Source organism: Stenotrophomonas sp. 17(2023) (assembly GCF_030345315.1).
GTDB classification, from domain to species: Bacteria; Pseudomonadota; Gammaproteobacteria; order Xanthomonadales; family Xanthomonadaceae; genus Stenotrophomonas; species Stenotrophomonas acidaminiphila.
On record NZ_CP128405.1, the window covers coordinates 847996 to 874019 of the forward strand.

The 26024-nt window shown below is 65.0% G+C and carries 26 protein-coding genes; all 26 read left to right on the top strand.

Annotation, left to right across the window (positions count from 1 at the left end; genetic code table 11):
* Window positions 1-293: 293 nt before the first annotated feature.
* The 26 genes from rplJ to rplF all read left to right on the top strand — a co-directional run bounded on the left by rplJ (window position 294) and on the right by rplF (window position 26003).
* The gene (rplJ, locus tag QQA12_RS03690) at window positions 294-827 is read left to right on the top strand and encodes a 50S ribosomal protein L10 (RefSeq protein WP_054663285.1); all 534 of its coding nucleotides are present in this window, start codon (window positions 294-296) and stop codon (window positions 825-827) included.
* Between the two features lie 63 nt (window positions 828-890).
* Complete coding sequence (gene rplL, locus QQA12_RS03695) at window positions 891-1259, top strand: 50S ribosomal protein L7/L12 (RefSeq protein WP_054663288.1); 369 nt, start codon at window positions 891-893, stop codon at window positions 1257-1259.
* Between the two features lie 309 nt (window positions 1260-1568).
* Entirely contained in the window at window positions 1569-5762 is a 4194-nt protein-coding gene (rpoB, locus tag QQA12_RS03700) for a DNA-directed RNA polymerase subunit beta (protein WP_056932020.1), read from the top strand.
* A 90-nt stretch (window positions 5763-5852) separates the two neighbouring features.
* Window positions 5853-10076, top strand: a complete 4224-nt coding sequence (gene rpoC, locus QQA12_RS03705) for a DNA-directed RNA polymerase subunit beta' (protein WP_054663294.1) — start codon at window positions 5853-5855, stop codon at window positions 10074-10076.
* Between the two features lie 250 nt (window positions 10077-10326).
* Complete coding sequence (rpsL, locus tag QQA12_RS03710) at window positions 10327-10701, top strand: 30S ribosomal protein S12 (RefSeq protein ID WP_004145320.1); 375 nt, start codon at window positions 10327-10329, stop codon at window positions 10699-10701.
* A gap of 12 nt (window positions 10702-10713) precedes the next feature.
* Complete coding sequence (rpsG, locus tag QQA12_RS03715) at window positions 10714-11181, top strand: 30S ribosomal protein S7 (protein ID WP_104938134.1); 468 nt, start codon at window positions 10714-10716, stop codon at window positions 11179-11181.
* 139 nt (window positions 11182-11320) lie between these two features.
* A complete protein-coding gene (gene fusA / locus QQA12_RS03720) occupies window positions 11321-13450 on the top strand; it encodes an elongation factor G (RefSeq protein ID WP_056931949.1) in 2130 nt (709 codons plus the stop codon).
* A 54-nt stretch (window positions 13451-13504) separates the two neighbouring features.
* Window positions 13505-14695, top strand: coding sequence for an elongation factor Tu (tuf, locus tag QQA12_RS03725; protein ID WP_056931948.1), 1191 nt, complete (start codon window positions 13505-13507; stop codon window positions 14693-14695).
* Window positions 14696-15145: 450 nt separating this feature from the next.
* Window positions 15146-17878 carry a M14 metallopeptidase family protein gene (locus QQA12_RS03730; protein ID WP_226050269.1) on the top strand — a complete coding sequence of 911 codons (2733 nt, stop codon included), beginning with the start codon at window positions 15146-15148 and terminating at the stop codon, window positions 17876-17878.
* Window positions 17879-18278: 400 nt separating this feature from the next.
* A complete protein-coding gene (rpsJ, locus tag QQA12_RS03735) occupies window positions 18279-18590 on the top strand; it encodes a 30S ribosomal protein S10 (protein WP_005408208.1) in 312 nt (103 codons plus the stop codon).
* A gap of 11 nt (window positions 18591-18601) precedes the next feature.
* Window positions 18602-19252: a 50S ribosomal protein L3 gene (gene rplC, locus QQA12_RS03740; RefSeq protein WP_054663304.1), complete on the top strand. Its 651-nt coding sequence runs from the start codon at window positions 18602-18604 to the stop codon at window positions 19250-19252.
* Between the two features lie 12 nt (window positions 19253-19264).
* Window positions 19265-19870: a 50S ribosomal protein L4 gene (gene rplD / locus QQA12_RS03745; RefSeq protein WP_054668595.1), complete on the top strand. Its 606-nt coding sequence runs from the start codon at window positions 19265-19267 to the stop codon at window positions 19868-19870.
* Window positions 19867-20166 (top strand): 50S ribosomal protein L23, encoded by a 300-nt coding sequence (gene rplW, locus QQA12_RS03750; RefSeq protein WP_054663307.1) that lies wholly within the window; start codon window positions 19867-19869, stop codon window positions 20164-20166. Before rplD ends, rplW begins: the two co-directional genes overlap by 4 nt.
* Before the next feature lie 10 nt (window positions 20167-20176).
* A complete protein-coding gene (gene rplB / locus QQA12_RS03755) occupies window positions 20177-21004 on the top strand; it encodes a 50S ribosomal protein L2 (protein WP_054663310.1) in 828 nt (275 codons plus the stop codon).
* A gap of 6 nt (window positions 21005-21010) precedes the next feature.
* The gene (gene rpsS, locus QQA12_RS03760) at window positions 21011-21280 is read left to right on the top strand and encodes a 30S ribosomal protein S19 (protein WP_054663313.1); all 270 of its coding nucleotides are present in this window, start codon (window positions 21011-21013) and stop codon (window positions 21278-21280) included.
* Between the two features lie 12 nt (window positions 21281-21292).
* Window positions 21293-21628, top strand: coding sequence for a 50S ribosomal protein L22 (rplV, locus tag QQA12_RS03765; protein ID WP_054668596.1), 336 nt, complete (start codon window positions 21293-21295; stop codon window positions 21626-21628).
* Between the two features lie 2 nt (window positions 21629-21630).
* Entirely contained in the window at window positions 21631-22365 is a 735-nt protein-coding gene (gene rpsC / locus QQA12_RS03770; protein ID WP_054663315.1) for a 30S ribosomal protein S3, read from the top strand.
* Between the two features lie 5 nt (window positions 22366-22370).
* Window positions 22371-22784, top strand: coding sequence for a 50S ribosomal protein L16 (rplP, locus tag QQA12_RS03775; protein ID WP_054663318.1), 414 nt, complete (start codon window positions 22371-22373; stop codon window positions 22782-22784).
* Entirely contained in the window at window positions 22784-22969 is a 186-nt protein-coding gene (gene rpmC / locus QQA12_RS03780; protein WP_054663321.1) for a 50S ribosomal protein L29, read from the top strand. The genes rplP and rpmC overlap by 1 nt, the downstream gene beginning before the upstream one ends.
* A gap of 11 nt (window positions 22970-22980) precedes the next feature.
* On the top strand, window positions 22981-23250 hold the full coding sequence (gene rpsQ / locus QQA12_RS03785; protein ID WP_054663323.1) for a 30S ribosomal protein S17: 270 nt from the start codon (window positions 22981-22983) through the stop codon (window positions 23248-23250).
* A gap of 12 nt (window positions 23251-23262) precedes the next feature.
* The gene (rplN, locus tag QQA12_RS03790) at window positions 23263-23631 is read left to right on the top strand and encodes a 50S ribosomal protein L14 (protein WP_003479595.1); all 369 of its coding nucleotides are present in this window, start codon (window positions 23263-23265) and stop codon (window positions 23629-23631) included.
* Window positions 23632-23647: 16 nt separating this feature from the next.
* Complete coding sequence (gene rplX / locus QQA12_RS03795; RefSeq protein WP_054663326.1) at window positions 23648-23965, top strand: 50S ribosomal protein L24; 318 nt, start codon at window positions 23648-23650, stop codon at window positions 23963-23965.
* A gap of 11 nt (window positions 23966-23976) precedes the next feature.
* Window positions 23977-24519 carry a 50S ribosomal protein L5 gene (rplE, locus tag QQA12_RS03800; RefSeq protein WP_054663329.1) on the top strand — a complete coding sequence of 181 codons (543 nt, stop codon included), beginning with the start codon at window positions 23977-23979 and terminating at the stop codon, window positions 24517-24519.
* 18 nt (window positions 24520-24537) lie between these two features.
* Window positions 24538-24843, top strand: a complete 306-nt coding sequence (rpsN, locus tag QQA12_RS03805) for a 30S ribosomal protein S14 (protein WP_054663332.1) — start codon at window positions 24538-24540, stop codon at window positions 24841-24843.
* Window positions 24844-25059: 216 nt separating this feature from the next.
* Complete coding sequence (gene rpsH / locus QQA12_RS03810; protein WP_054663335.1) at window positions 25060-25458, top strand: 30S ribosomal protein S8; 399 nt, start codon at window positions 25060-25062, stop codon at window positions 25456-25458.
* A 17-nt stretch (window positions 25459-25475) separates the two neighbouring features.
* On the top strand, window positions 25476-26003 hold the full coding sequence (rplF, locus tag QQA12_RS03815) for a 50S ribosomal protein L6 (protein ID WP_054663337.1): 528 nt from the start codon (window positions 25476-25478) through the stop codon (window positions 26001-26003).
* Window positions 26004-26024: the final 21 nt, after the last annotated feature.

Below are 26024 nucleotides of genomic sequence, written 5' to 3' on the forward strand. Positions count from 1 at the left end.
CAGGCGCGGTCAGCGCATACCGGCGACGGGCATGGAAGCTCGATCTGGCAAGGAGTCGCCGCCGGTATAGCGGGATCGCTTAATCGATTCCCCGGAATCACCCTGCGTAGATGGTGCCGCCCTTCTGGAGTTTTTCTGGTTCACGCAGGTCTGGGATTCCCCGGGCCAGCACACTCCAGGTCTGGAATGGCCACCACCGGAGCGTCACCCCGATGCTCCCGGCGTCCAGGATGGATGCCGCACAGGACCGCACACGGCAGGAGCCGTAAGCGGAGTTCAATTGGAGGAGTGCAATGGCTCTCAATCTGTCCCAGAAGCAAGAAGTAGTCGCCGAACTGGCAGACGTCGCCGCCAAGGCCCACTCCTTGATCGCAGCCGAATATGCTGGCACCACGGTCGCTCAGATGACCGCGATGCGCAAGCAGGCCCGCGAAACCGGCGTTTTCTTGAAGGTTGTCAAGAACACGCTGGCCGCGCGCGCCGTTGAAGGCACCGAATTCGCAGTCGCCAAGGACCAGATGGTCGGTCCGCTGCTGTATGCGTTTTCGCTCGAGGAGCCCGGCGCCGCCGGTCGCCTGATCAAGGATGCCGCCAAGGGCAACGACAAGCTGCAGGCGAAGATCGTGGCAGTGGGTGGCGAAGTCTACCCGCCGAGCCACGTCGATGTGCTGGCATCGCTGCCGACCCGTGATCAGGCCCTGGCCATGCTGGCCCGCGTCCTGACCGAGCCGGTCACCATGTTCGCGCGCGCCGTCAAGGCTGTTGGTGAGAAGCAGAACGGTGGTGCGGCTGTCGAAGCTGCCGAGCCGGCCGCTGAAACCGCCTGAGTTCGACGTTTCCGTGGTTCTGAATAGAACCTCAACCCAGAATATTTTCCAAAGGTAATCAAAATGTCCCTTACCAACGAACAGATCGTCGACGCCATCGCCGAGAAGTCCCTGATGGAAGTGATGGAGCTGGTCAAGGCCATCGAAGACAAGTTCGGCGTTTCCGCCGCTGCCCCGGTCATGGCCGTCGCCGCTGCCGGCCCGGCCGCTGCCGTGGAAGAGCAGACCGAGTTCAACGTCATCCTGAAGGATGCCGGCGCCAAGAAGGTCGAAGTGATCAAGGCCGTCCGCGCCATCACCGGCCTGGGCCTGAAGGAAGCGAAGGATCTGGCCGAGGCCGGTGGCGTCGTGAAGGAAGGCGCTTCGAAGGAAGACGCCGAGAAGTTCAAGAAGGAACTGGAAGCCGCCGGCGCCACCGTCGAGCTGAAGTAAGCAGTTCCCTTGCGTCGCCATCGATTCACGGCGATGCAGCCAGGGCTGGGGGCCTAAAGCCCCCGGCCTTTGGTCGTTGTAGAGCCGGGCGGTGCCCGGTGCGGTGAAAAGCCCAACACGGGCTGCGTTCCAAGCCAGGCCGGCCAGCGCATCGCGCGGCGGGCAGGGTGGCAGGCAGACGAGTTGGCAGTTGGAAGTAGCGGGAGAAGGCGTGCTGGTGCCGGCAATACCAGCGACTTCCAACTGACAATTTAAAAGTTCCCTTCCGGGTCGTGGACGCACGGCCCGCACAACAAGGTGGAAGATCCCATGACGTCCTATTCGTACACCGAAAAAAAGCGCATCCGCAAGGATTTCGGCAAGCAGCGCTCGATCCTCGAGGTGCCGTTCCTGCTGGCCATCCAGGTCGACTCCTACCGCGAGTTCCTGCAGGAGAACACTGACCCGGCCAAGCGCTCCGACCACGGCCTGCACGCCGCGCTGAAGTCGGTGTTCCCGATCTCCAGCTACAGCGGCAACGCCGCCCTGGAGTACGTGGGCTACAAGCTGGGCGAGCCGGTGTTCGACGAACGCGAGTGCCGCCAGCGCGGCATGAGCTACGGCGCCCCGCTGCGCGTGACCGTGCGCCTGGTCATCTACGACAAGGAATCGTCCACCAAGGCGATCAAGTACGTGAAGGAGCAGGAGGTCTACCTCGGCGAAATCCCGCTGATGACCGACAACGGCACCTTCATCGTCAACGGTACCGAGCGCGTCATCGTCTCGCAGCTGCACCGTTCGCCGGGCGTGTTCTTCGACCACGACCGCGGCAAGACGCACAGCTCGGGCAAGCTGCTGTACAGCGCCCGCATCATTCCTTACCGCGGCTCCTGGCTGGACTTCGAGTTCGACCCGAAGGACGCGCTGTTCACCCGTATCGACCGCCGCCGCAAGCTGCCGGTGTCGATCCTGCTGCGCGCGCTCGGCTACAACAACGAAGAAATGCTCAACGAGTTCTTCGACATCAACACCTTCCACATCCTGCCGGAAGGCGAGGGCGTGCAGCTGGAGCTGGTGGCCGAACGCCTGCGTGGCGAGACCCTGGGCTTCGACCTGGCCGATGGCGACAAGGTCATCGTGGAAGCCGGCAAGCGCATCACCGCGCGTCACGTCAAGCAGCTGCAGGCCTCGGGCATCGCCGCGCTGGCCGTGCCGGACGACTACCTGGTCGGCCGCATCCTGTCGCATGACGTGGTCGACGCCAACACCGGCGAACTGCTGGCCCAGGCCAACGACGAGATCACCGAAGAGCAGCTGCAGAACTTCCGCAAGGCCGGCGTGGACGCGGTCGGTACCCTGTGGGTGAACGACCTGGACCGTGGCCCGTACCTGTCCAACACCCTGCGCATCGACCCGACCAAGACCCAGCTCGAGGCCCTGGTCGAGATCTACCGCATGATGCGCCCGGGCGAGCCGCCGACCAAGGACGCCGCGCAGAACCTGTTCCACAACCTGTTCTTCACCTTCGAGCGCTACGACCTGTCCACGGTCGGCCGCATGAAGTTCAACCGCCGTGTCGGCCGCAAGGAAGTCACCGGCGAAGCCGTGCTGTATGACAGCAAGTACTTCGGCGAGCGCAACGACGAAGAGTCCAAGCGCCTGGTCTCCACCCACGGCGACGGTTCCGACATCCTGGACGTGATCAAGGTCCTGACCGAGATCCGCAACGGCCGTGGCGTGGTGGACGACATCGACCACCTGGGCAACCGCCGCGTGCGTTCGGTCGGCGAAATGGCCGAGAACGTGTTCCGCGTGGGCCTGGTCCGCGTCGAGCGCGCGGTCAAGGAGCGCCTGTCGATGGCCGAGTCCGAGGGCCTGACCCCGCAGGAGCTGATCAACGCCAAGCCGGTCGCCGCTGCCATCAAGGAATTCTTCGGCTCCTCGCAGCTGTCGCAGTTCATGGACCAGAACAACCCGCTGTCGGAAGTGACGCACAAGCGCCGCGTCTCGGCACTGGGCCCGGGCGGCCTGACCCGCGAGCGCGCCGGCTTCGAAGTGCGCGACGTGCACCCGACCCATTACGGCCGCGTCTGCACCATCGAAACCCCGGAAGGTCCGAACATCGGCCTGATCAACTCGCTGGCCGTGTTCGCCCGCACCAACCAGTACGGTTTCCTCGAGACCCCGTACCGCAAGGTCGTGGACGGCAAGGTCACCGACGACGTCGAGTACCTGTCGGCGATCGAGGAGAACGAGTACGTCATCGCCCAGGCCAACGCCCTGACCGACGCCAAGAACATGCTCACCGAGCAGTTCGTGCCGTGCCGCTACCAGGGTGAGTCGCTGCTGAAGCCGCCGGCGGAAGTGCACTTCATGGACGTCTCGCCGATGCAGACCGTGTCGGTCGCCGCGGCGCTGGTGCCGTTCCTGGAGCACGACGACGCCAACCGCGCACTGATGGGCGCGAACATGCAGCGCCAGGCCGTTCCGACCCTGCGTGCGCAGAAGCCGCTGGTGGGCACCGGCATCGAGCGCGCGGTGGCGCGCGACTCGGGCGTGACCGTTAACGCCCGTCGTGGCGGCGATATCGTGCAGATCGACGCCGGCCGCATCGTGGTCAAGGTCAACGAGAACGAGATCACCGACGCGTCCGACGCCGGCGTCGACATCTACAACCTGATCAAGTACACCCGTTCGAACCAGAACACCTGCATCAACCAGCGTCCGCTGGTGAAGGTGGGCGACGTGATCGCCCGCGGCGACGTGCTGGCCGACGGCCCGTCGACCGACATCGGCGAGCTGGCCCTGGGCCAGAACATGCTGATCGCGTTCATGCCGTGGAACGGCTACAACTTCGAAGACTCCATCCTGCTCTCCGAGCGCGTGGTGGAAGAGGATCGCTACACCACGATCCACATCGAAGAGCTGACCTGCGTCGCGCGCGACACCAAGCTGGGGCCGGAGGAAATCTCGGCCGACATCCCGAACGTCTCCGAGCAGGCGCTGAACCGCCTGGACGAGAGCGGCGTGGTGTACATCGGTGCGGAAGTCCGCGCCGGCGACATCCTGGTGGGCAAGGTCACGCCGAAGGGCGAGAGCCAGCTGACCCCGGAAGAGAAGCTGCTGCGCGCGATCTTCGGCGAGAAGGCTTCCGACGTTAAGGACAGCTCGCTGCGCGTGCCGCCGGGCATGGACGGCACCGTCATCGACGTGCAGGTCTTCACCCGCGACGGCATCGAGAAGGACAAGCGCGCGCGCCAGATCGAAGAGAACGAGATCAAGCGCGTCAAGAAGGACTTCGACGACCAGTTCCGCATCCTGGAAGCGGCGATCTACGCGCGCCTGCGCTCGCAGATCGTGGGCAAGGTGGCCAACGGCGGTGCCGGCCTGAAGAAGGGCGACACCATCACCGACGCCTTCCTGGATGGCCTGAAGAAGGCCGACTGGTTCACCCTGCGCATGAAGGACGAGGACGCCTCCGAGGCGATCGAGCGCGCCCAGAAGCAGATCCAGGCGCACGAGAAGGAGTTCGAGCGCCGCTTCGCCGACAAGCGCGGCAAGATCACCCAGGGCGACGATCTGGCCCCGGGCGTGCTGAAGATGGTCAAGGTGTTCCTGGCGGTGAAGCGCCGCATCCAGCCGGGCGACAAGATGGCTGGTCGCCACGGCAACAAGGGTGTGGTCTCCAACGTGGTGCCGGTCGAGGACATGCCGTACATGGCCGACGGTACCTCGGTGGACATCTGTCTGAACCCGCTGGGCGTGCCGTCGCGCATGAACATCGGCCAGATCCTCGAAGTGCACCTGGGCTGGGCCGCCAAGGGCCTGGGCCGGCGCATCCAGAAGATGCTGGAGCAGCAGCGTGCGGTGAACGAGCTGCGCGAGTTCCTCGGCAAGATCTACAACCACGACAGCAAGCTGGCCGGTGATCGCGTCGACCTGTCGCAGTTCAGCGACGAGGAGCTGGTGGCACTGGCCCGCAACCTGACCGACGGCGTGCCGATGGCCACCCCGGTGTTCGACGGTGCGCACGAGGACGAGATCCGCGAGATGCTGAACCTGGCATACCCGGACGGCGACAAGGACACCGAGCAGCTGGGCTTCAACGCCAGCAAGACGCAGATGCAGCTGTACGACGGCCGCACCGGCGAGGCGTTCGACCGCAAGACCACCGTCGGTTACATGCACTACCTGAAGCTGAACCACCTGGTCGACGACAAGATGCACGCCCGTTCGACCGGTCCGTACTCGCTCGTCACCCAGCAGCCGCTGGGCGGCAAGGCGCAGTTCGGCGGCCAGCGCTTCGGTGAGATGGAAGTCTGGGCGCTGGAAGCCTACGGCGCGGCCTACACCCTGCAGGAAATGCTGACGGTGAAGTCCGACGACGTGCAGGGCCGCAACCAGATGTACAAGAACATCGTCGACGGCGAGCACGAGATGGTCGCGGGCATGCCGGAATCCTTCAACGTGCTGGTGAAGGAAATCCGCTCCCTGGCCATCAACATGGAACTGGAAGACAACTGATCGAGCAGGCGCCGCCGCAGCGATGCGGCGGCGCCGCCGGCAGCCACCTGACAGCCCATCGACACAGCATTCCTCCTTTCGGAGAACACCATGAAAGACCTGCTCAATCTCTTCAACCAGCAGCGCCAGACGCTGGACTTCGACGCGATCAAGATCGGCCTGGCTTCGCCGGACCTGATCCGCTCCTGGTCCTTCGGCGAGGTGAAGAAGCCGGAAACCATCAATTACCGTACCTTCAAGCCGGAACGCGACGGCCTGTTCTGCGCCGCCATCTTCGGCCCGGTGAAGGACTACGAGTGCCTGTGCGGCAAGTACAAGCGCATGAAGCACCGCGGCGTCGTGTGCGAGAAGTGCGGCACCGAAGTGACCCTGGCCAAGGTGCGCCGCGAGCGCATGGGCCATATCGACCTGGCTTCGCCGGTCGCCCACATCTGGTTCCTCAAGTCGCTGCCGTCGCGCATCGGCCTGATGCTGGACATGACCCTGCGCGACATCGAGCGCGTGCTGTACTTCGAAGCGTACGTGGTGACCGAGCCGGGCCTGACCGCCCTGGAACGCCGCCAGCTGCTGACCGAAGAGCAGTACCTGCAGGCGCGCCAGGAGCACGGTGACGACTTCGACGCCGCCATGGGCGCCGAGGCCGTGTACGAACTGCTGCGCACCATCGACCTGCAGGCCGAGATGGTGAAGCTGAAGGAGGAGATCGCCTCCACCGGTTCGGAAACCAAGCTCAAGCGCCTGACCAAGCGCATCAAGCTGGTCGAGGCCTTCCTGGAGTCGGGCAACCGTCCGGAGTGGATGGTCATGACCGTGCTGCCGGTGCTGCCGCCGGACCTGCGCCCGCTGGTGCCGCTGGACGGCGGCCGCTTCGCGACCTCCGACCTGAACGACCTGTACCGCCGCGTCATCAACCGCAACAACCGCCTGCGCCGCCTGCTGGAGCTCAACGCTCCGGACATCATCGTGCGCAACGAAAAGCGCATGCTGCAGGAATCGGTTGACGCCCTGTTGGACAACGGCCGCCGCGGCCGTGCCATCACCGGCACCAACAAGCGCCCGCTCAAGTCGCTGGCCGACATGATCAAGGGCAAGCAGGGTCGCTTCCGCCAGAACCTGCTGGGCAAGCGCGTCGACTACTCGGGCCGTTCGGTCATCACCGTGGGTCCGTACCTGAAGCTGCACCAGTGCGGCCTGCCGAAGAAGATGGCGCTGGAGCTGTTCAAGCCGTTCGTGTTCGCCAAGCTGCAGCGTCGCGGCCTGGCCACCACCATCAAGGCCGCCAAGAAGCTGGTCGAGCGCGAGGAAGGCGAGGTCTGGGACATCCTGGAAGAAGTCATCCGCGAGCATCCGGTGCTGCTGAACCGCGCGCCGACCCTGCACCGCCTCGGCATCCAGGCGTTCGAGCCGCTGCTGATCGAGGGCAAGGCCATCCAGCTGCACCCGCTGGTCTGCACCGCGTTCAACGCCGACTTCGACGGTGACCAGATGGCCGTGCACGTGCCGCTTTCGCTGGAAGCCCAGCTGGAAGCGCGTGCGCTGATGATGTCCACCAACAACATCCTGTCGCCGGCCAACGGCGAGCCGATCATCGTGCCGTCGCAGGACGTGGTGTTGGGCCTGTACTACCTCAGCCGCGCCCTGATCAACAAGAAGGGCGAGGGCATGGTGTTCGCCAACACCAACGAAGTGAAGCGCGCCTACGACAACCGCGTGGTCGAGCTGCACGCCAAGGTCAAGGTGCGCATCACCCAGGTCGAGCGCGACGAGCAGGGCAACAAGGTCAGCAAGACCTCGATCCAGGACACCACCGTCGGCCGTGCGCTGCTGAGCGAGATCATGCCCGAGGGCCTGCCGTTCGAGCTGTGCAACACCGAGATGACCAAGAAGAACATCTCGCGCCTGATCAACCAGAGCTACCGCCTGCTCGGCCTGAAGGACACCGTGGTGTTCGCCGACAAGCTGATGTACACCGGCTACGCCTACGCGACCCGCGCCGGCGTGTCGATCGGCATCGACGACATGCTCATCCCGGACGAGAAGAAGGGCATCCTGGGCGAAGCCGAGCAGGAAGTGCTGGAAATCCAGGAACAGTACCAGTCGGGCCTGGTCACCGCCGGCGAGCGCTACAACAAGGTGGTCGACATCTGGTCGCGTACCAACGAGCGCATCGCCAAGGCGATGATGGAAACCATCGGTACCGAGAAGGTCGAGGACGGCGAGGGCAAGCTGGTCGACCAGAAGTCGATGAACTCGCTGTACATCATGGCCGACTCCGGCGCCCGTGGTAGCCAGGCGCAGATCCGCCAGCTGGCCGGCATGCGTGGCCTGATGGCCCGCCCGGACGGCTCGATCATCGAGACGCCCATCAAGGCGAACTTCCGCGAAGGCCTGAACGTGCAGGAGTACTTCAACTCCACCCACGGTGCCCGTAAGGGTCTGGCCGATACCGCGCTGAAGACCGCCAACTCCGGTTACCTGACCCGTCGCCTGGTCGACGTGGCGCAGGACGTGGTGATCACCGAAGTCGACTGCGGCACCGTCGACGGCCTGACCATGACCCCGATCGTGGAAGGCGGCGACGTGGTCGAGCCGCTGAAGGACCGCGTGCTGGGCCGCGTCGTGGCCGAGGACGTGTTCCTGCCGGGCAACGACGAGGATCCGATCGTCACCCGCAACACGCTGCTCGACGAAGCCTGGGTGCAGAAGCTCGAGGATGCCGGCGTCCAGTCGATCAAGGTGCGCTCGACCATCACCTGCGAAAGCTCGTTCGGCGTGTGCTCGCGCTGCTACGGCCGCGACCTGGCCCGTGGCCACCTGGTCAACATCGGCGAAGCGGTCGGCGTCATCGCCGCGCAGTCGATCGGCGAGCCGGGTACCCAGCTGACCATGCGTACGTTCCACATCGGTGGCGCGGCGTCGCGTGCGGCGGCGGTGGACAACATCACGGTCAAGACCACCGGTTCGGTGAAGTTCAACAACCTCAAGCACGTCGACCATGCCAATGGTTCGCTGGTGGCGGTGTCGCGTTCGGGCGAAGTGTCGGTGCTCGACGCCCACGGCCGCGAGCGCGAGCGCTACAAGCTGCCGTACGGTGCCACCATCACGGTCAAGGACGGTGCCGAGATCAAGGCTGGCCAGACCGTGGCCAACTGGGATCCGCACAACCACCCGATCGTGTCGGAAGTGGCCGGCTTCATCCGCTTCATCGACTTCATCGACGGCGTCACCGTCATCGAGAAGACCGACGAGCTGACCGGCCTGGCCTCGCGCGAGATCACCGATCCCAAGCGCCGTGGTTCGCAGGCCAAGGATCTGCGTCCGCTGGTGCGCATCGTCGATGGCAAGGGCAACGACCTGACCATCCCGGGCACCGACCTGCCGGCGCAGTACCTGCTGCCGCCGCGTTCGATCGTCAACCTGCAGGATGGCGCCCCGGTGGGCGTGGGCGACGTGGTCGCCAAGATCCCGCAGGAAGCGTCCAAGACCCGCGACATCACCGGTGGTCTGCCGCGCGTGGCCGACCTGTTCGAGGCGCGCAAGCCGAAGGATCCGGCGATCCTGGCCGAGCGTTCGGGCATCATCAGCTTCGGCAAGGACACCAAGGGCAAGCAGCGCCTGATCATCAAGGACACCGATGGTTCGGAGCACGAGGAGCTGATTCCGAAGTACCGCCAGATCATCGTGTTCGAAGGCGAGCACGTCAGCCGCGGCGAAACCATCGTGGACGGCGAGCCGAGCCCGCAGGACATCCTGCGCCTGAAGGGCGTGGAGGAGCTGGCGCGCTACCTGGTCAAGGAAATCCAGGACGTGTACCGCCTGCAGGGCGTGAAGATCAACGACAAGCACATCGAGGTGATCTCGCGCCAGATGCTGCGCAAGGTCGAGATCGTCGACCAGGGCAGCAGCAAGTTCCTCAATGGCGAGCAGGCCGAGCGCCAGCGCGTGATCGAGGAAAATGCCAAGCTGGCGACCCGCAACGAACTGCCGGCGCGTTTCGAGCCGGTGCTGCTGGGCATCACCAAGGCCTCGCTGGCGACCGAGTCGTTCATCTCGGCCGCGTCGTTCCAGGAGACCACCCGCGTGCTGACCGAGGCGGCCGTGCGCGGCACCGCGGACAACCTGCGCGGCCTGAAGGAAAACGTCATCGTCGGCCGCCTGATTCCGGCGGGTACCGGCCTTGCGTACCACACCAAGCGCCGTCGCGGCGCCTCCGGCCTGACCGAGTCGGAGATCGAGACCCTGGCCGGTACGGCGGTGATCGAGTCGGAGGTTGCACCGGCTGAAGCTGAACAGGCTGCAGGCGGCGAGGAATGAGGTAGGTCCGGCCATTGGCCGGGCGCTTTGAAGAACTGCCGGCCAGGACCGGCCGGCGGTTCAACCTGAACGGGGTACATGGAGGCCCCCCTGTAACGGCCCGGGATCAGGGCTGGCCTGGAAGGAGCGCGTTTGACTGCGTTCTGGACGGGTTGCTACAATCGTCTGTCTCGGCAGGCCTGAATTTCGGGCCTGCTTTCCATTTTCCGCATCTGGCCGTTTTTGCGGCCCCAATCAGAAGAACCTACTGATGGCGACGATCAACCAGCTGGTCCGCAAGCCGCGGCAAGCGACCACCTACAAGAGTGCCTCGCCGGCGCTCGACAAGTGCCCGCAGCGCCGTGGCGTCTGCACCCGTGTCTACACCACCACCCCGAAGAAGCCGAACTCGGCTCTGCGCAAGGTTGCCAAGGTCCGCCTGACCAACCAGGAAGAGGTGATTTCCTACATCGGTGGTGAAGGCCACAACCTGCAGGAGCACTCCGTGGTCCTGATCCGCGGCGGTCGCGTCAAGGACCTGCCGGGTGTGCGTTACCACACCGTTCGTGGCTCGCTCGACGCCGCCGGCGTCGCCAAGCGTCGCCAGGCCCGTTCCAAGTACGGCGCCAAGCGTCCGAAGGCCTAAGGAGAGAGCACTATGTCGCGTAAGGGTAATACTCCGCAGCGTTCCGTCCTGCCCGATCCGAAGCACGGAAGCGAAACCATCGCCCGCTTCATCAACATGGTCATGCAGAGCGGCAAGAAGTCGGTCGCCGAGAAGATCGTGTACGGCGCCATGGACGTGATCGGCGAAAAGAATCCGAATGCCATCGAGCTGGTGCAGAAGGCACTGGACAACGTGGCCCCGGCCGTCGAAGTGAAGTCGCGCCGCGTCGGCGGCGCCACCTACCAGGTGCCGGTCGAAGTGCGCGCCTCGCGCAAGATGGCGCTGGCCATGCGCTGGCTGATCGAGTCGGCCCGCAAGCGCGGCGAGAACTCGATGCCGCGCAAGCTGGCCGCCGAGCTGCTGGACGCCTCGGAAAACCGTGGCGGCGCCATCAAGAAGCGTGAAGAAACCCACCGCATGGCGGAAGCGAACAAGGCGTTCGCGCACTACCGCTGGTGAGTTTGACGGCCTTGTGAACACAGGCCGGTGACACCATCTGGGTGTCACCTCGCGGTGACAGAATCGCCGCGTCAACCCGAAGGCCGCCGAAAGGCGGCGTTCGGCCATTCCGAAATCCGAAAAATCTGAGAGGCTCCCCGTGGCCCGCACCACTCCCATCGAGCGTTACCGCAACTTCGGCATCATGGCCCACATCGATGCCGGCAAGACCACCACGTCCGAGCGCATCCTGTTCTACACCGGCAAGAGCCACAAGCTGGGTGAGGTGCACGATGGCGCCGCCACCATGGACTGGATGGAGCAGGAGCAGGAGCGTGGCATCACGATCCAGTCCGCTGCCACCACCGCGTTCTGGAAGGGCATGGACAAGTCCATGCCGGAGCACCGCTTCAACATCATCGATACCCCCGGGCACGTCGACTTCACCATCGAAGTCGAGCGTTCGCTGCGCGTGCTCGACGGCGCGGTGTTCGTGCTGTGCGCCGTCGGTGGCGTGCAGCCGCAGTCCGAGACCGTGTGGCGCCAGGCCAACAAGTACCACGTGCCGCGCATCGCGTTCGTCAACAAGATGGACCGCACCGGCGCCAACTTCTTCAAGGTCCGTGACCAGCTGAAGGCCCGCCTGGGCGCCGTGCCGGTGCCGATGCAGATCCCGGTGGGTGCCGAGGACAACTTCCAGGGCGTGGTCGACCTGGTGAAGATGAAGGCCATCGCGTGGGACGAGAAGTCCCAGGGCATGAGCTTCGAGTACCGCGACATCCCGGCCGAGCTGCAGGCCCAGGCCGAGGAAGCGCGCGCGTTCATGGTCGAGTCGGCCGCCGAAGCCAGCGAAGAGCTGATGGAGAAGTACCTGGGCGGCGAGGAGCTGACCGAGGACGAGATCTACAACGCCCTGCGTATCCGTACGCTGGCGACCGAGATCGTGCCGATGTTCTGCGGCTCGGCGTTCAAGAACAAGGGCGTGCAGGCCATGCTCGACGGCGTCATCAAGCTGCTGCCGTCGCCGGTCGACGTGCCGTCGGTCAAGGGCACCGACATCGACGACGAGACCAAGGAAATGTCGCGCGAATCCAGCGACAAGGCCCCGTTCTCGGCGCTGGCGTTCAAGATCATGACCGACCCGTTCGTCGGTTCGCTGACCTTCTTCCGCGTCTACTCGGGCGTGCTGAACGCCGGCGACCAGGTGCTGAATTCGGTGCGCAACAAGAAGGAGCGCATCGGCCGCGTGCTGCAGATGCACTCCAACAACCGCGAAGAGATCAAGGAAGTGCTGGCCGGCGACATCGCCGCGGCGGTGGGCCTGAAGGACGTCACCACCGGTGACACCCTGTGCGCCATCGACGCCCCGATCGTCCTGGAGCGCATGGCGTTCCCGGAGCCGGTGATCTCCATGGCGGTCGAGCCGAAGACCAAGTCCGACCAGGAAAAGATGGGCATGGCCCTGGGCCGTCTGGCGCAGGAAGACCCGTCGTTCCGCGTCAAGACCGACGAAGAGTCGGGCCAGACGATCATCTCGGGCATGGGCGAGCTGCACCTGGACATCATCGTCGACCGCCTGAAGCGCGAGTTCAACGTTGAAGCCAACGTCGGCAAGCCGCAGGTCGCGTACCGCGAAACCATCCAGGCCGCGGACGTGAAGTCGGACTACAAGCACGCCAAGCAGTCCGGTGGTAAGGGCCAGTACGGTCACGTCGTGATCGAAATGTCCCCGATCACCGCCGCCGACCGCGAGAAGCACGGCGCCGACATCAAGGACGACTTCCTGTTCCTGAACGAGATCACCGGTGGCGTGATTCCGAAGGAATTCATCCCGTCGGTCGAAAAGGGCCTGCGCGAGACCATCACCAGCGGCCCGCTGGCCGGCTTCCCGGTGGTGGACGTGAAGGTCAAGCTGGTGTTCGGTTCGTACCACGACGTCGACTCCTCGGAAATGGCGTTCAAGCTGGCTGCCTCGATGGCGTTCAAGCAGGGCTTCGCCAAGGCCAAGCCGGTGCTGCTGGAGCCGATCATGAAGGTCGAGATCGTGACCCCGGAGGACTACCAGGGCGACGTGATGGGCGACGTGAGCCGTCGCCGCGGCGTGCTGCAGGGTTCGGACACCAGCGTTTCGGGCGTTGTCATCAATGCGATGATCCCGCTGGGCGAAATGTTCGGTTACGCCACCCAGCTGCGCTCGATGACCCAGGGTCGCGCCACGTTCTCGATGGAGTTCGACCACTACGAGCCGGCGCCGAACAACATCGCCGAAACCGTCATCAAGAAGGCCTGAGCCCGCGGGGCTCAGGTTCTCCACACAACTTTCAGCTAATCAAGGAATATCAAAATGTCCAAGGGTAAGTTCGAGCGTACCAAGCCGCACGTCAACGTCGGCACCATCGGCCACGTCGACCATGGCAAGACCACGCTGACCGCCGCGCTGACCAAGATCGGTGCCGAGCGTTTCGGTGGCGAGTTCAAGGACTACTCCTCGATCGACGCCGCGCCGGAAGAGAAGGCGCGTGGCATCACGATCTCGACCGCGCACGTCGAGTATGAATCCGCGACCCGCCACTACGCCCACGTGGACTGCCCGGGCCACGCCGACTACGTGAAGAACATGATCACCGGTGCGGCGCAGATGGACGGCGCGATCCTGGTGTGCTCGGCCGCTGACGGCCCGATGCCGCAGACCCGCGAGCACATCCTGCTGTCGCGCCAGGTTGGCGTGCCGTACATCGTCGTGTTCCTGAACAAGGCCGACATGGTGGACGACGCCGAGCTGCTGGAACTGGTCGAGATGGAAGTGCGCGAGCTGCTGAGCAAGTACGACTTCCCGGGCGATGACACCCCGATCGTGCACGGTTCGGCCCGCCTGGCGCTGGAAGGCGACCAGAGCGACATCGGCGTGCCGGCGATCCTGAAGCTGGTCGATGCCCTGGACAGCTGGATCCCGACCCCGGAGCGCGACATCGACAAGCCGTTCCTGATGCCGGTGGAAGACGTGTTCTCGATCTCGGGCCGCGGCACCGTGGTGACCGGCCGTATCGAGCGCGGCATCATCAAGGTGGGTGACGAAATCGAAATCGTCGGCATCCGTCCGACCCAGAAGACCACCGTGACCGGCGTGGAAATGTTCCGCAAGCTGCTGGACCAGGGCCAGGCGGGCGACAACGCGGGCCTGCTGCTGCGCGGCACCAAGCGTGACGACGTGGAGCGCGGCCAGGTGCTGGCCAAGCCGGGTTCGATCACCCCGCACACCGAGTTCGAAGCCGAGGTGTACGTGCTGTCCAAGGACGAAGGTGGCCGTCACACCCCGTTCTTCAAGGGCTACCGTCCGCAGTTCTACTTCCGTACCACCGACATCACCGGCGCCGTGCAGCTGCCGGAAGGCGTCGAGATGGTGATGCCGGGCGACAATGTGAAGATGTCGGTCACGCTGATCAACCCGGTGGCGATGGACGAAGGCCTGCGCTTCGCCATCCGCGAGGGCGGCCGCACCGTCGGTGCCGGCGTCGTCGCCAAGATCACCAAGTAATCGCGTTTTCCCCGTTCGCGGGGAGCGTCGGACAAGGGCGGCCTCCGGGCCGCCCTTTTTCGTTGTCGCCGCCGGATGCCGGCGGTCTTGCCGGAGCGGGCGCGTGGCAGCGCCGGCAGGCGCACCTGCCGCATGCCCGGGCCGTGGCATCCGCAGCCGCGGCCGCGCCCGGGTGGCTGGTTGGGTTGGCGCATGCCCGGCTGGGCGGGTGCGGGGTGCATGGCAGGTGTCGGCCCGTGCCCCGGCGGCGACATCGGCTGCCGCGCCTTGCCCTCGCCGATGGCGGAAAACGCCTGCTTCCCCGCTCTTGTATCCATGGGGTGCGCACGGCACGCCGGAATCCGGTACGGCCGGCATGACCTTCGCTACGTGAATCCGGCGATGGATGCACCTAAGGTGCCGCATGTGGCGGCGTCGGCCGCCGGCAGGACAGACGCGAGGAGAAGACGGATGTTGCGAGCAGTGGGACAGGGGCGGCGCCGGGCGCTTGCAGTGGCGCTGGCGGCGTTCGCGGCGGTGGCGCAGGCAGCGGCGCCGGCACCGAAGGAGCACTTCGGCTTCACCATCGGCGACGACTACATGCTCGCCAACTACACCCAGACCGAAGCCTATTTCCGGAAGGTCGCGGCCACGTCGGACCGCTTCCGGCTGGTGGAATTGGGCAGGACTTCGGAAGGGCGCCCACAGCTGATGCTGATCGCTTCCGCGCCGGCCAACCTGGCGCGCCTCGACGAGTACCGCGCCATCTCCGAGCGGCTGGCGCGAGCACGCGACGACGCCGCGGTCGCGCGCGGGCTGGCGGAGCAGGGCAAGGCGGTGGTGTGGATCGACGGTGGCCTGCATGCCAACGAAACGGTCGGCGCGCACCAGCTGATCGAGACCGTGTGGCAGCTGGCCAGCCGCGACGACGCCGAGACCCGCCGCATCCTCGACGACACCATCATCCTGCTGGTCCATGCCAACCCGGACGGGCAGGAGCTGTACTCGGACTGGTACATGCGCGAGCCGGTGCCGGCCAGGCGCGTGCTCGACAAGCCGCCGCGCCTGTACCAGAAGTACGCCGGGCACGACAACAACCGCGATTTCTACATGGCCGCGCTGCAGGAAACGCGCAACCTCAACCTGGCCATGTATACGCGCTGGTACCCGCAGATCGTCTACAACCACCACCAGACCTCGCCCAAGGGCACGGTCATCGTCATCCCGCCGTATCGCGACCCCTACAACTACAACATCGACGCGATGATCCCGGTCGGGCTGGAGGCGCTGGGGTCGGCGATGAACCTGCGTTACCTGCAGGAAGGCAAGCCCGGTGCGGTATCCAAGGGCGGCAGCGTGTATTCCACCTGGTGGAATGGCGGCCTGCGCACCATGCCTTACTTCCACAACATGCTCGGCGTGCTGACCGAGATCACCGGCAACCCGACGCCGATGCAGATCCCGTTCCTGCCGGAGCGGCAGCTGCCCGACAGCAACCTGCCGGCGCCGGTGCCGGCACAGACCTGGCACTTCCGCCAGTCGATCGACTACAGCCTGACCGCCAACTGGGCGTTGCTGGACTATGCCTCGCGCAATCGCGAGCAACTGCTGTGGAACATCTACCGCATGGGCCGCAATTCCATCGAGCGCGGCAGCCGCGATACCTGGACCCCGCGCCCGAGTGCGTTGGCCAGGGCCCGCACGGCCGCCGGCAAGGACGGCAAGCCCGCCGCGGAGCTCGACGCGGGCCAGGTGCAGGCGCTGCTGCGCAGCCCGGATCAGCGTGACCCGCGCGGCTACATCATTCCGGCCGACCAGGCGGACTTCCCGACCGCGACCGCCTTCGTCAATGCGCTGCAGCTGGCGGGCGTCGAGGTATCACGCGCCAGCCGGCCGTTCGCGGTGGCCGGCCGCAGGTACCCGGCCGGCTCGTTCGTGGTCCGGGCCGACCAGGCCTTCCGGCCGCACGTGCTGGACATGTTCGAGCCGCAGGACCATCCACATGACTTCGAGTACGAGGGCGGTCCGCCGATCGCGCCCTACGACTCGGCCGGCTGGACGCTGGCCTTCCAGATGGGCGTGGCCTTCGACCGCGTGCTGGAGGGCTTCGACGGCCCGTTCGAGGCGCTGCCGGCCGGGCAGCTGCAGGTGCCGGCCGATGTGCCGGTGCCGGGTTCGGCCAATGGCTACCTGCTCGATGCGCGTGCCAACAACAGCGTGATCGCGGTCAATCGCCTGCTGAAGGCGGGCGTGCCGGTGCGGCGCCTGCAGGACCGCGATGGCGCCTTCTTCGTGCCGGCGGCCGCGCCCGAAGCGCTGGCCGCCGCCCTGCGCGGGACCGGCGTGCGGGCGCTTGCCGCCGACCGCCGCGTCACTGGCGGGGTGCCGGTGAAGGCGCCGCGGATCGCGCTGTGGGACCACTACGGCGGCTCCATGGTGTCCGGTTGGACCCGGCTGGTCCTGGACAGCTTCGGCTTCGATTACGAAGTGGTGTATCCGCGGCAGATCCTCGATGACGACCTGCGCAGCCGGTTCGACGTGTTGATCCTGCCCAGCGGCGCGCTGCCGCTGCCGGCGGAGCTGGCGGTCGAGGGCAAGGCCGGGCGCGTACCGGCCTCGCCGGATCCGGCCACGATTCCGGCCGAGTTCCACCCGCTGCTCGGCGAACTGCAGGGTGAGGCCGCGGTCGCCGCGCTGCGCCGTTTCCTGCAGGCCGGTGGCCATGTCGTGGCAACCGGCTCGTCCAGTGGACTGGCGCTGCAGTTGGGCCTGCCGCTGCGCAGTCATCTGCAGTCGACCGGTGCCGACGGCCAGCCGCGGGCGCTGAGCCAGCGCGAGTACTACATCCCCGGCAGCGTGCTGCAGGTCGCGGTGGACAAGTCGCGGCCGCTTGCCTGGGGGCTGCCGCAGCGGCTGGATGTGTACTTCTCCGACGGCCGCTGGGACAATGCGCCGGTGTTCGACCTGCCGGCCGGCCGCACCGACATCCGCCCGCTGTTGCGCTTCGATACGGCCACCCCGCTGCGCAGCGGCTGGGCCTGGGGCCAGGAATACCTGCAGGGCGGGGTGCTGGCCGCCGAGGCCGATGTCGGCGCCGGGCGCCTGACCTTCTTCGGCACGGACATCACCTTCCGTGCGCAGGCCCACGGCTCGTTCAAGCTGCTGTTCAACAGCCTGCTGCAGGCCGGGGCCGACCCGGAATGAGGCGCCGGGGCCGGCATGGCCCCCGGCGCCGCCGGCCAAGCATGGCCGGCAGCTGAAGCGCAAGAGGCAGGCGGTGCCCGGGACTTGCAAAGCCCCGGGAATGCTGACAGAATGCACGACCACTCGCGGGACTCATGCTTGCATGGGCCCCGCAACCAGCGAAATGAAGGGCAGGACGCGCTTCGTATTCGCCAGACTAAGGACAGGTCGCGTGGGTCGCTCCAGGGCATCGGGGCGCTTTCTGCGCGTTTGTTTGTGTCTGGGGCGGGCCGGGTAACCGGGCCGCCTTGCTGTTTTGAAGGGATTCGCGCGGCGGCCTGGTGGATATCGCCGCGCATTCATGGGGTCCGGTACACAAGAGGCCGGGCCTGTCGCTCTTTAGACCTATAGGAACACCGTCATGGCGGACCAAAAGATCCGGATTCGGCTGAAGGCGTTCGATCATCGCTTGATCGACCGCTCGGCCAGCGAGATCGTTGAAACGGCCAAGCGGACCGGCGCGCAAGTGCGTGGCCCGATCCCGCTGCCTACCAAGATCGAACGTTACACCGTTCTGGTTTCCCCGCACGTCGACAAGGACGCGCGTGACCAGTACGAAACCCGCACGCACAAGCGCGTGCTCGACATCGTCGACCCCAACGACAAGACCGTGGACGCGCTGATGAAGCTCGAACTGGCTGCCGGCGTCGACGTTCAGATCAAGCTGACCTGAGGACTGCGACCATGACGAAGAAGTATTCGTTGGGCTTCGTGGGCCGCAAGGCCGGCATGAGCCGCGTTTTCACCGAGGACGGCCAGTCCATCCCGGTGACCCTGATCGAAGCCACCCCGAACCGCATCGCGCAGGTCAAGACCGTCGAAACCGACGGCTACAGCGCCGTGCAGGTGACCGTCGGCGCCCGTCGCGCCGCCCTGGTGAACAAGCCGGAAGCCGGCCACTTCGCCAAGGCCAAGGTCGAAGCCGGCCGTGGCCTGTGGGAATTCCGCGTCGAGGACGCCCAGATCGGCGATTACGCCGTCGGTGGCGAAGTCAAGGCGGACATCTTTGCCGTTGGCCAGAAGGTCGACGTCCAGGGTGTCACCAAGGGCAAGGGCTTCCAGGGCACCATCAAGCGCTACAACTTCACCATGGGCGACGCCACCCACGGTAACTCGCTGTCGCATCGCGCGCCGGGTTCGTTGGGCCAGCGCCAGACCCCGGGTCGCGTTTTCCCGGGCAAGAAGATGGCCGGCCACATGGGTGCCGTGCAGCAGAGCACGCAGAACCTGGAAGTGGTCAAGGTCGACGTCGAGCGTGGTCTGATTGCCGTCCGTGGTGCCGTTCCGGGTGCTGCCGGTGGCGACGTGATCGTGCGTCCGGCGAGCAAGGCATAAGGAGAGATGACGATGGAACTCGTTATCACGGGTAGCAACAACAAGGTCTCGGTCTCCGAAGCCGTGTTCGGTCGCGATTTCAGCGAAGATCTGGTCCACCAGGTCGTCGTTGCCTACCGCAACGCCGCTCGCGCCGGTACCAAGGCACAGAAGACGCGCTCTGAAGTGGCCGGCACCACCAAGAAGTCGAAGAAGCAGAAGGGTGGTGGCGCTCGCCACGGTGCCCTGACCGCTCCGATCTTCGTCGGCGGTGGCGTCACCTTCGCGGCCAAGCCGCGCAGCTTCGAGCAGAAGGTCAACCGCAAGCAGTACCGCGCCGCCATGTGCGCCATCCTATCCGAGCTGAACCGCCAGGGCCGCCTGACCATCGTCGAGTCCTTCGACGTGGAAGCGACCAGCACCAAGGGTCTGATCGGCAAGCTGGCTGGCCTGGAAGTGGGCAAGCGTCCGCTGATCGTCACCGAAGAGGCTTCCGAGCATCTGTACCTGTCGGCCCGCAACCTGCCCTACGTGCAGGTGCGTGACGTCCAGGGTCTGGATCCGGTCGCTCTGGTCGGTGCCGACACGGTCGTCATCACCGCCGATGCGGTCAAGAAGGTCGAGGAGTGGCTGGCATGAGCAGCAACGAAAAAATCTTCAGCGTGCTGCGCGCTCCGCGAGTCTCCGAAAAGACCGCGCGCCTGCAGGAACTCTCCAACCAGTACGTCTTCGAAGTCTCGAACGAAGCAACCAAGGCCGATGTGAAGGCCGCGGTCGAGCAGCTGTTCGACGTCAAGGTCGAGGCCGTCAACGTGGTCAACGTCAAGGGCAAGAGCAAGTCCTTCCGTAACCGCGCTGGCCGCCGCGGCGATTGGCGCAAGGCGTACGTGCGCCTGGCCGATGGCCAGTCCATCGATGTAACGGCCAAGGCCTGAGGTACATCCCATGCCATTGATGAAATTCAAGCCCACCTCCGCAGGCCGCCGCTCGGCCCTGCGCGTGGTCACGCCCGATCTGCACAAGGGTGCGCCGCACGCTGCGCTGGTGGAGCCGCAGAGCAAGTCCGGTGGTCGCAACCACCACGGCCGCATCACCACCCGTCACGTTGGTGGTGGCCACAAGCAGCACTACCGCATCATCGACTTCAAGCGCAACAAGGAAGGCATTCCGGCGCGCGTGGAACGCATCGAATACGATCCGAACCGCACCGCCCACATCGCCCTGCTGTGCTACGTCGACGGTGAGCGCCGCTACATCATCGCCCCGAAGGGCCTGAAGGCGGGTGACCAGGTCATCTCCGGTGCGCATGCGCCGATCAAGACCGGCAACACCCTGCCGCTGCGCAACATCCCGGTCGGTACCACCATCCACGGCATCGAGCTGAAGCCGGGCAAGGGCGCCCAGATCGCCCGCGCCGCCGGTGCTTCGGTGCAGCTGGTGGCTCGTGAAGGCATCTACGCCACCCTGCGCCTGCGCTCGGGTGAAATGCGCAAGGTGCCGGTCGAGTGCCGCGCCACCATCGGCGAAGTCGGCAACGACGAGCACAACCTGGAGAAGCTGGGCAAGGCCGGCGCCAAGCGTTGGCGCGGTGTCCGCCCGACCGTCCGCGGTGCCGCCATGAACCCGGTGGACCACCCGCACGGTGGTGGTGAGGCCAAGGCCGGCCAGGGTAACCCGCATCCGGTCACCCCGTGGGGTGTCCCGACCAAGGGCTACAAGACGCGCCATAACAAGCGCACCCAGCAGTTCATCGTCCGCGATCGTAGGGGCTAATCGACCATGGCACGTTCACTCAAGAAGGGCCCGTTCGTCGATCACCACCTCGTCAAGAAGGTGGAGGCCGCTGCGGGCAGCAAGAAGCCGATCAAGACCTGGTCGCGCCGTTCGATGATCCTGCCGGAAATGGTAGGCGTCACCATCGCCGTGCATAACGGCAAGAACCACGTACCGGTTCTCATCAACGAGAACATGGTCGGCCACAAGCTCGGCGAATTCGCCATCACCCGGACCTTCAAGGGTCATGGTGCTGACAAGAAGTCGGGCAAGTAAGGAGAGATGACGATGGAAGCGAAAGCAATCCTGCGCACCGCGCGCATCTCCCCGCAGAAGGCCCGTCTGGTCGCTGACCAGGTGCGCGGCCTTCCGGCCGAGCGTGCGGTCAATCTGCTGAAGTTCTCGGACAAGAAGGCTGCCGCCCTCATCAAGAAGGTGGTGGAGTCGGCCATCGCGAACGCCGAGAACAACCAGGGCGCCGACGTCGATGAGCTGAAGGTCAAGACCATCATGGTTGATGAAGGTCCGAGCCTGAAGCGCTTCATGGCCCGCGCCAAGGGCCGCGGCACGCGCATTCTCAAGCGCACCAGCCACATCACCGTGGTCGTGGGCGAGGGCAAATAACGATGGGTCACAAAGTTCATCCGATTGGTATCCGCCTGGGCATCGCCAAGGACTGGAACTCCAAGTGGTACGCCAACAAGGCCGAGTTCGCCAGCTACCTGGCGGCCGACCTGAAGGTCCGCGAGATGCTTCGCAAGAAGCTGGCGCAGGCCGGTATCTCCAAGATCCTGATCGAGCGTCCGGCCAAGACCGCGCGCGTGACGATCCACACCGCCCGTCCGGGCGTGGTGATCGGCAAGCGTGGTGAGGACATCGAGAAGCTGCGCAAGGAAGTGAGCGAAGTGATGGGCGTCCCGGCGCACATCAACGTCACCGAAGTGCGCAAGCCGGAGCTGGACGCGCAGCTGGTCGCCGAGTCGATCGCGCAGCAGCTGGAGCGTCGCATCATGTTCCGCCGCGCGATGAAGCGTGCGGTCGGCAACGCGATGCGCCTGGGTGCCCTGGGCATCAAGGTCAACGTGGCTGGCCGCTTGAACGGCGCTGAAATCGCCCGTTCGGAGTGGTACCGCGAAGGCCGCGTGCCGCTGCACACCCTGCGCGCCGACATCGACTACGGTTTCGCTGAGGCCAGCACCACCTACGGCATCATCGGCATCAAGGTCTGGATCTACAAGGGCGAGGTCTTCGATTTCTCCCAGGTTGGCCAGGAAAAGCAGGACGACAGCCCGCGCAGCGATCGCAACGATCGTGGCGACCGTGCCGACCGTCCGTCGCGCCCGGCTCGTGAAGCGAGGTAACGGCAATGTTGCAACCCAAGCGAACCAAATACCGCAAGATGTTCAAGGGCCGCAACGACGGCCTGAGCTGGAGCGCCAATGCCGTCAGCTTCGGTGAGTACGGCCTGAAGGCCACCGCTCACGGCCAGCTGACCGCGCGCCAGATCGAAGCGGCCCGTCGTTCGATCAGCCGTTACGTCAAGCGTGGCGGCAAGATGTGGATCCGCGTTTTCCCGGACAAGCCCATCACCAAGAAGCCCATCGAAGTCCGAATGGGTGCCGGTAAGGGTGGCGTGGAGTACTGGGTCGCCCAGATCCAGCCGGGCCGCATGATCTATGAAATCGAGGGTGTTTCCGAGGAAGTGGCACGCGAGGCGTTCCGCCTGGCGTCGGCCAAGCTCTCGGTCACCACCACTTTCGTGACCCGGACGGTGCGCTGATGGACATCAAACAACTCCGCGAGAAGTCGGCTGACGAACTCAAGGCCCACCTGGGCGACCTGCGCAAGGAGCAGTTCTCGCTCCGCATGCAGGCCGCCACCGGCCAGCTGCCGAAGACCCACGAAACCCGCCGGGTGCGCCGCGAGATCGCTCGCGTCAAGCACCTGATCGGCAGCACGAAGTAAGGATGGCTGCGATGAGCGAAAATACTGAAAGCAAGACGCTGCGCACGGTCGAAGGCCGTGTGGTCAGCAACAAGATGGACAAGACGGTCACCGTGTTGGTGGAGCGCCAGGTCAAGCACGCCCTGTACGGCAAGTACATCAAGCGCTCGACCAAGCTGCACGCTCACGACGCCGAGAACACCTGCAACGAAGGTGATTTCGTGCGTGTGACCGAGATTGCGCCGCTGTCCAAGACCAAGAACTGGCGGGTGGTGGAAGTCATCACCCGCGCAGCGAAATAAGGAGCCTGAATCATGATTCAGATGCAGAGCTACCTCGACGTCGCTGACAACTCCGGTGCCAAGGAAGTGATGTGCATCAAGGTGTTGGGCGGCTCGAAGCGCCGTTATGCCCACATCGGCGACATCATCAAGGTCACCGTGAAGGACGCGATTCCGCGCGGCAAGGTCAAGAAGGGCGAAGTGTACGACGCCGTCGTGGTGCGTACCCGCAAGGGTGTGCGTCGCGCCGACGGTTCGCTGATCCGTTTCGACGGCAACGCCGCGGTCCTGCTGAACAACAAGCAGGAGCCGATCGGCACCCGTATCTTCGGGCCGGTGACCCGTGAACTTCGTTCCGAGAAGTTCATGAAGATCGTCTCGCTCGCTCCCGAAGTGCTGTGAGCGACAGGAGATAATCATGGCTAACCGTATCAAGAAGGGCGACCAGGTCGTCGTCAACACCGGCAAGGACAAGGGCAAGCAGGGCGAAGTCGTCCGCGTCGACGGCGACCGCGTGGTCGTCGCCAACGTGAACATCGTCAAGCGCCACACCAAGCCGAACCCGCAGGCAGGCGTTGCCGGCGGCGTGGTCGAGCGTGAAGCTTCGATCCATATCTCCAACGTCAATGTCCTGAACCCGGCTTCGGGCAAGGGCGAGCGCGTTGGCTTCAAGGTGCTGGAGGATGGACGCAAACTGCGTGTGTTCCGCTCCAGCGGTGAGGCGATTGACGCCTGAGGAATGAGCTGATGACTTCCCGTCTCGAAAAAATCTACAAGGAAGAAGTGGTGCCGGCGCTGATGAAGCAGTTCGGTTACACCAATCCGATGGAAGTGCCGAAGCTGGTCAAGATCACCGTCAACATGGGCGTCGGCGAAGCCGCGACCAACAAGAAGGTGCTCGAGAACGCCGTGGCCGACATGACCAAGATCACCGGCCAGAAGCCGGTGGTCACCAAGTCGCGCGTCTCGGTGGCCTCGTTCAAGATCCGCGACGGCTGGCCGATCGGTTGCAAGGTCACCTTGCGCCGCAACACCATGTTCGAATTCCTGGATCGACTGATCAACATCTCGCTGCCGCGCGTGCGTGACTTCCGCGGCGTGTCGGGTCGTTCGTTCGACGGTCGCGGCAACTACAACATGGGTGTGAAGGAACAGATCATCTTCCCGGAAATCGATTTCGACGCCGTCGACGCGATCCGCGGCATGGATATCGCCATCACCACCACCGCCAAGACCGATGCGGAAGCGAAGGCGCTGCTGGCAGCGTTCAAGTTCCCGTTCCGTAACTGATCCGTCGAGGAAACCGAAATGGCAAAGACCTCCATGGTCAACCGCGACATCAAGCGGGAAAAGCTGGCCAAGAAGTACGCCGACAAGCGTGCTGCTCTGAAGAAGATCGTGTCCTCGGTGGACGCGAGCTACGAAGAGAAGATCGAAGCCGCGGCCAAGCTGTCCAAGCTGCCGCGCGATTCGTCGCCGAGCCGCCAGCGCAACCGCTGCGAACTGTCGGGCCGCCCGCGTGGCGTGTACCGCAAGTTCGGCCTGGGCCGCAACAAGCTGCGTGAAGCCACCATGCGTGGCGACGTGCCGGGCCTGCGCAAGGCCAGCTGGTAAGAAACCCCCGTGCCGGGCCGCAAGGTCCGGCCGGCGGGCCGGCAGGGCGACCTGCCGGCAAGACAGGAAGTCCGACGCAAGTCGGACTTTTTGTCGTATACTCCCGCGTCTTGCCCGGCCGAAATTGCGGGTGACGTTGGAAAAGGGCCCCGGCCCATCCCGGGAAAACTCGAGATTTTCGCGAAAGCGGATATCGGTGCACTCAAAGGTATACACATGAGCATGACTGATCCCATCGCCGACCTGCTGGTCCGCATCAAGAATGCGGCCGCGGTTGGCAAGCAGACGGTGAAAGCGCCGTCGTCCAAGATCAAGGTGGCGATTGCCCAGGTCCTGAAGGACGAGGGTTACATCACCGACCTGCGCGTCAACCAGCTGGACAACAACAAGTCCGAGCTGGAAATCGTCCTGAAGTACTTCGAAGGCAAGCCGGTCATCGCGACCCTGAAGCGCTATTCGCGTTCGGGCCTGCGCCAGTACCGTGGCAAGAGCGAGCTGCCGAAGGTCCTCAACGGCCTGGGCATTGCCATCATTTCCACCTCCAAGGGCATCATGACTGATGCGCAGGCGCGCCAGCAGGGCGTCGGCGGTGAAGTCCTGTGCTTCGTGGCCTAAGCGAGAAGGAGTAGAACATGTCCCGCGTAGCCAAGAAGCCGATCAACCTGCCCAAGGGCGTTGAACTGAACATCCAGCCGGAATCCGTGAGCGTGAAGGGCCCGAAGGGCACCCTGTCGCTGAACAAGGCCGCTGGCGTTGAAATCACCATCGACAATGGCGTCGTCACGCTGAATCCGAAGGACATCTCCTTCGACGCGCTGACCGGCACCGTGCGTTCGATCCTGGCCAACATGGTCAAGGGCGTGTCCGAAGGCTTCGAGAAGAAGCTGGAGCTGGTGGGCGTGGGTTACCGCGCTGCCATGCAGGGCAAGGACCTGAACCTGTCGCTGGGCTTCTCGCACCCCGTCGTGTTCGTGGCGCCGGAAGGCATCACCCTGGCCACCCCGACGCAGACGGAAATCGTCGTGCAGGGTGCGGACAAGCAGGTGGTCGGCGAAGTCGCCGCCAAGATCCGTGGCTACCGTCCGCCGGAGCCCTACAAGGGCAAGGGTGTGAAGTACGCCGGTGAGAACATCATTCGCAAGGAAGCCAAGAAGGCCTAATTCCTAGGTTTTCAGCTTTCG